This is a genomic window from Streptomyces sp. RP5T, from assembly GCF_003933965.1.
GTDB lineage: Bacteria > Actinomycetota > Actinomycetes > Streptomycetales > Streptomycetaceae > Streptomyces.
In genome coordinates, this window is record NZ_RSAJ01000542.1 from 1 (window position 1) to 5582 (window position 5582).

Annotated in this window: 6 protein-coding genes and 1 pseudogene; 3 read left to right on the plus strand and 4 right to left on the minus strand. The window is 71.2% G+C overall.

Annotated features, from left to right (window positions below; translation table 11 throughout):
* Positions 1-184 (minus strand): annotated as a pseudogene (locus tag EHS43_RS35775) (hypothetical protein); the annotation flags it as partial.
* Positions 185-424: 240 nt separating this feature from the next.
* On the opposite strand from EHS43_RS35775, the gene EHS43_RS35780 reads away from it, so the two are divergent.
* Together EHS43_RS35780 and EHS43_RS35785 are read left to right on the plus strand one after the other, a co-directional pair.
* Positions 425-1546 (plus strand): acyltransferase, encoded by a 1122-nt coding sequence (locus EHS43_RS35780; RefSeq protein WP_125194787.1) that lies wholly within the window; start codon positions 425-427, stop codon positions 1544-1546.
* Positions 1547-1609: 63 nt separating this feature from the next.
* The gene (locus EHS43_RS35785) at positions 1610-2482 is read left to right on the plus strand and encodes a class I SAM-dependent methyltransferase (protein ID WP_125194783.1); all 873 of its coding nucleotides are present in this window, start codon (positions 1610-1612) and stop codon (positions 2480-2482) included.
* On the opposite strand, the gene EHS43_RS35790 is transcribed toward EHS43_RS35785, so the two are convergent.
* Positions 2448-3125 carry a TetR/AcrR family transcriptional regulator gene (locus EHS43_RS35790; protein WP_125194784.1) on the minus strand — a complete coding sequence of 226 codons (678 nt, stop codon included), beginning with the start codon at positions 3123-3125 and terminating at the stop codon, positions 2448-2450. The two genes, EHS43_RS35785 and EHS43_RS35790, sit on opposite strands and share 35 nt — an antisense overlap.
* Positions 3126-3194: 69 nt before the next feature.
* Here EHS43_RS35790 and EHS43_RS35795 point away from each other — a divergent pair, with 69 nt between their 5' ends.
* Positions 3195-4595, plus strand: coding sequence for an FAD-dependent oxidoreductase (locus EHS43_RS35795; protein ID WP_125194785.1), 1401 nt, complete (start codon positions 3195-3197; stop codon positions 4593-4595).
* Here EHS43_RS35795 and leuE read toward each other — a convergent pair.
* Together leuE and EHS43_RS35805 are read right to left on the minus strand one after the other, a co-directional pair.
* The gene (gene leuE / locus EHS43_RS35800; protein WP_125194786.1) at positions 4585-5235 is read right to left on the minus strand and encodes a leucine efflux protein LeuE; all 651 of its coding nucleotides are present in this window, start codon (positions 5233-5235) and stop codon (positions 4585-4587) included. The genes EHS43_RS35795 and leuE overlap by 11 nt on opposite strands.
* 17 nt (positions 5236-5252) lie before the next feature.
* Positions 5253-5582: methylmalonyl-CoA mutase family protein (locus EHS43_RS35805; protein WP_260470863.1), on the minus strand; the 330-nt coding region annotated here is incomplete at its 5' end.

Here is a 5582-nt window from a genome sequence, read left to right on the forward strand (position 1 = left end):
CCGCCGGGGTGGCCGTGGCGGTGGTGCCCCAGACGACGAGCAGCTTGCGCAGCTGTTCGCCGAGCTCGACACGGCGGCGGTCGACGCTGCCGACGACCTTGCCGCTGTGCGCCGCGCAGGCGCGCAGGCAGTCGTCCAGCTCCCCTCCACGCGCGCGTGCACGCCTCTTCTGGACCGTCGTCATGGCTCTCCTGTTGTTTTCTTGCCAAAGCAAAGGCAAGTTCACGGGTTTACTGCGACGTGGGGGGATTCTGGGCGAACTTAGGAAGCCAAAACGACATTCAGGTGAACTCACCGGGACCAGAAGGCCAATCGTTGACCCGGCGAGTAAGACATCACCGTGATTCGGACTAACGTGCTGAGGCGCATCCACAGGAGTGACTTAGGCTCTTCAGAGCTTGCGAAGGGGATATCCGTGACCAGCATGACCGTCCGGTCGGCGCCCGACCTGCCCCGGCGGCCGGAGGAGCCACTGCCCGCACCGCGCCCCCGGGAGACCCGGCTGCGGGCCCTGGACGGACTGCGGCTGGTGGCCGCGCTGATGGTGGCCGCGTACCACTACGGGGGGCGCGGCGGCGAAATCACCCAGTCCTGGGGAAGCTCCGCACAACGCCAGTTCCCGACGCTGCACACCTATTTCTCCTACGGCTGCCTCGGCGTCCAGGTCTTTTTCGTGATCAGCGGATTCGTGATCTGCATGAGCGGCTGGGGCCGGCCCCTGAAATCGTTCTTCGCCTCCCGGGCCTCCCGGCTGCTGCCCGCCTATTGGGTGGCGGTACTCCTGGTCACGGCGGTGTTCGCACTGCCCGCGGTCGCCTACAAGGCGCTGTCTCCCAGCGACGTCCTGGTGAACATGACGATGCTGCAGATGCCGCTGGGCGTGGACCGGGTGCTCGGCGTCTGCTGGACCCTGTGGGCGGAGGTCCGCTTCTACGCGCTGTTCGCGCTGTGCGTGGTCCTGCCCGGGGCCTCCCGGCGCCGGGTGATCATGTTCTGCGCGGGCTGGACGCTGGCGGCGGCCCTCACCCAGGCCGCGCACCAGCCGCTGCTGGACGTGGTGTTCATGCCCGAGTACGCCTCCTTCTTCATCGGCGGTGTCGGTCTCTACCTGGTCCACCTCGACCGGCGGGACGTGTACGCGTGGGGCATCGTGGCGGTCAGCTTCCTGATCGGCCAGCACTACGCGGTGCGGTCGCTGTGGAACGTCTCGGACCCAGGCGCCTTCGCGCACCGCACCTCGCTGGGCATCGTGCTGGTGGTCGCCTTCGGCTTCGTCGCGGTCGCGGCGATCGCGCTGGGCTGGCTGCGGTGGGCAAACTGGCGCTGGCTGACGGTGGCCGGGGCGCTGACGTACCCCTTCTACCTGGTGCACGAACACCTGGGCTGGGTGGTCATCCGCGCCCTGCACCGGAGCCTCGGCCTTCCGGCGTCGGTGACCTTCACCCTGACGATCGCCGCGATGCTGACCCTGGCCTGGCTGCTGAACCGCCTCGTCGAGAAGCCTCTGACGCCCCGCCTGCGCACCGCGCTCAACAGGACGCTCTGAACTGTTCACCCGAGGTTCGTCTCGCCGACCGCTCGGCCCCCGCTGGACGAGCACACTCTTCCCATGGGAGACGCACAGCAGACGTACAGCCACCCCGGTGAACTCCGTGACGTGCCCGGGTGGTTCCCGCCGCTCGACCAGATGCTGTTCAGCTGGTTCCTGCGGCGCCAGGAGACACCGGGTGACCTGCTGGAACTGGGCGCGTACATGGGCAAGAGCGCGATCCTGCTCGGGCAGCACCTGCGGGCCGGCGAGCGGTTCACGGTGTGCGACCTGTTCGGGGGCGAGGCACCGGACGGCGCCAACCACGCGGAGACCACGAAGTCGTACGCCTCCCTCACCCGGCAGGCCTTCGAGCGGAACTACCTCTCCTTCCACGACACCCTGCCGAGGGTGATCGAGGGGCCCACCTCGGTCGTCCCGGGCGAAGTGGCGCCGGGCACCTGCCGGTTCGTCCACATCGACGCCTCGCACCTGTACGAGCACGTGTACGGCGACATCGGCGCCGCCCGCGAGATCCTGCTGCCCGAGGGGATCGTCGTCCTGGACGACTTCCGCTCCGAGCACACCCCGGGCGTCTCGGTCGCCGTGTGGGAGGCGGTGCTCAACCGCGGTCTGCGGCCGATCTGCCTCAGCACGCAGAAGCTGTACGGCACATGGGGCGACCCCGAGCCGGTCCAGGAGGAGCTGCTGGCGATGCTGCGGGAGCGGTCGGACGTGGGCCTGAGTGTGCAGGACGCGGCCGGTCACCGGCTGGTGCGGGCGCGCGCGCGGAAGATGCAGGCGCCGCCGTTCCCGCGCTCCCGGCACTATGTGGCGCCCGCCGCCGCCCCGAGCCCCGCTCCGCGGCCGCGGCGCTCCCCGGCCCGCCGGATCGCCGTGGACCTGCTGCCGCCCGTGGTCACTCGCGCGGTGCGGAAGGCGATGGCCCGGTAGGCCGGTACCGCTGCTCGATTCCCGCGATCAGCAGCGCCAGGCCCTCCTCGTAGTGCTGGTCGAAGTCCTGGAACATCTCCGCGCCCGCCGCCGCCGACAGCGGGAAGTCGGCCATCAGGCGGGCGCGTTCCGTCACGTCGAAGCCATCCCGGCGCTCGCCGGGCAGCGGCTCCACGCCCTGCTCCTCCGTGACGAAGCCGAGGGTGTAGTAGTACGACGACGACGTGGCCCGCACCGCCTGGGCGAGGGTGAACCCGGCGGCCGTGAAGAGGGCCAGGGTGTCCTCCATCTGCTCGACGTGGACCAGTCCCGTGAAGCGTGAGCCGCTGTAGACCTTGGCGCCGTCGCGGTAGCCGAGCAGGGCCGCGCGCAGCCCCCGGTTGGACTTGAGGAGCCGCTCGCGCCAGGTGTCGGACGGGTCGAGCGCGGTCCCGGCGAGCATCCGCCGGTACATCTGCGTCGCCATCTCGTCGAGCAGCGCCTGCTTGTCCTTGAAGTGCCAGTACAGGGCGGGGGCCTTGACGTCGAGTTCCTTGGCGATGGCGCGCAGGGTGAGGCCGTCCAGGCCCACCTCGTTCAGGAGTCTCAGGGCGGTGTCGGCGACCCGGGTGCGGTCCAGGGGCGGGCGTTTCTCGGTGCTCACACTTGACAGCTTAACAGCGTTAAGGGCACGCTCGGAGTCGACGGCACTTAACAGCGTTAAGGGGAAGTCGTGAATACGGACGTACTGATCGTCGGCGCGGGGCCCACGGGACTCGCCCTCGGTATCGACCTCGCCCGGCGGGGCGTGGACGCGCTGGTCGTGGAGAAGGCGGACCGGCTGTTCCCGGGCTCACGCGGCAAGGGGATCCAGCCGCGCACCATGGAGGTCTTCCACGACCTCGGCGTGGTCGACGCGATCCGCGAGGTCAGCGGGACCTACCCGGTCCAGATGATCTGGCGGGACGGCGAGCGGGTCGGCGAACACCGGATGTTCGACCCGGTCGAGCCGACCGAGGACTCTCCGTACAACGCGCCCTGGATGGTCCCGCAGTGGCGCACGCAGGAGGTGCTGTTCGCACGGCTGCGGGAGCTCGGCGGGCGGGTGGCCTTCGGCCGGGAGGCCGTGGGGGTCGAGCAGGACGCCGACGGGGTGACCGTGCGCTTCACGGCGGGCACGGACATCCGCGCCCGGTACGTCGTCGCCGCCGACGGCGGCCGCTCGGTCGTCCGCCGGGCCCTCGGCATCGGCATGACCGGCGAGACCGTCGACCCCCATCCGCTGCTCGTCGCGGACGTCCGCGTCACCGGCCTCGACCGGGACCACTGGCACGTCTTCCCGCCCCGCGGCGAGGGCGGCGGCTACCTCTCGATCTGCCCGCTCGCCGGCACGGAGGACTTCCAGCTCGTGGCCCAGTTCCCGGAGGGCACCCGGACGGACCTGTCCCTCGACGCCGTCCGCGAGGTCGTCGCGGCCCGGTCCCACCTCGCCCCCGAGGCGGTGACGGAGATCCGCTGGGCCTCCGACTTCCGGCCCCGCGCGGCCCTCGCGGACCGCTTCCGTTCCGGCCGGGTCCTCCTCGCCGGTGACGCGGCCCACGTCCACTCCCCGGCGGGCGGTCAGGGCCTGAACACGAGCGTGCAGGACGCCTACAACCTGGGCTGGAAGCTGGGAGCGGTGCTGCGCGGCGGTGCCCCGGCCGCCCTCCTGGACACCTACGAGGAGGAGCGCCGCCCCGTCGCCGCGCAGATGCTCGGCCTCTCGACGGGCGTGCACCGCGGAGAGGTCCGCCGGGGCGAGGCCACCCGCCAACTGGGGCTGGGCTACCGGGAGTCGTCCCTCACGGAGGAGACACGCACCGCGCCGAGCGGCCTCCGCGCGGGCGACCGCGCCCCCGACGGGACGCTGGCGGGCGTACGGCTCTTCGACGCCTTCCGGGGCCCGCACTGGACGCTGGTGGCGGTCGGCGTGCAGGCGCCGGAGCTGCCGCAAACAGTGCGGGTGGTCACCGGTGACGAACAGCCGTCGTACGGCAAGGGGCTGTTCCTGGTACGCCCGGACGGCTATGTGGGCTGGGCAGGTGAGGACGCCTCGCGGCTGAGGGCCTATGCCGGCCGGGGGATCACGCGCTAGCGAGCGAGAGCTTCACGGCGAACCCGAGGAACAGCGCCCCCGCCGCCGACGTCACCCCCGCGGACAACCGTCGCCGCCGCCGGAACGCGGCCGCCAGCCTCGTCCCGCCGAAGATCAGCGCGGTGAGGTACAGGAAGCTGGCCGCCTGCGCGAACGCCCCGAGGACGACGAAGGACAGCGCCGGGTAGGCGTACCCGGGATCCACGAACTGCACGAAGAAGGCGACGAAGAACAGGATCGCCTTGGGGTTGAACAGACTGACGACCAGGGCCCTGCGGTACGGCCGCTCCCCCGGAACGGCGTCGGAGGCCTCCGCCTCGGCCACGGGCGACCGGCGCGAGCGCCACATGCCCCACGCGGCCCGCAGCATCCCCACCGCGAGCCACGTCAGATACCCGGCCCCCGCGTACTTCACGATCCCGAACAGCACGGCGTTGGCCTGGAGCAGCGAGGCGACCCCGGCGGCGGACAGGGTCATCCGCACGGCGTCCCCGCACCACACCCCGGCGGCGGCGGTGTACCCGGCCCGCACACCCCGCCGCGCGGCGACGGAGACGACGTACAGCGAGTTGGGGCCGGGCAGCAGGACGATCAGGACGAGGCCGGCCAGATAGGTGGGGAGGTCGATGACACCGAACATGTGGATGAGTGTCGCACTCAGAAAGCGTCCGAGGGGACGTAGGTCCCCCATACCTCCCGCAGGGCGTTGCAGACCTCGCCCACCGTGGCCCGGGCGCTGAGCGCGTCCTTCATCGGGTACAGGACGTTGTCCTCGCCCTCGGCGGCCTTCTTGAGGGCGGCGAGGGCCGAGTCGACGGCGGACCGGTCGCGTTCGGCGCGCAGCCGGGCGAGCCGCTCCACCTGTTGGGCCTCGATGGCGGGGTCGACGCGGAGGGGCTCGTACGGCTCCTCCGCATCGAGCTGGAAACGGTTGACACCCACCACCACCCGCTCACCGGAGTCGGTCTCCTGAGCGATGCGATAGGC

Excerpts from the sequence above, each read along its gene's own strand:
- EHS43_RS35780 (WP_125194787.1), top strand. The coding sequence starts at position 425 with ATGACCGTCCGGTCGGCGCCCGACCTGCCCCGGCGGCCGGAGGAGCCA.
- EHS43_RS35785 (WP_125194783.1), top strand. The coding sequence starts at position 1,610 with ATGGGAGACGCACAGCAGACGTACAGCCACCCCGGTGAACTCCGTGAC.
- leuE (WP_125194786.1), bottom strand. The coding sequence starts at position 5,235 with ATGTTCGGTGTCATCGACCTCCCCACCTATCTGGCCGGCCTCGTCCTG.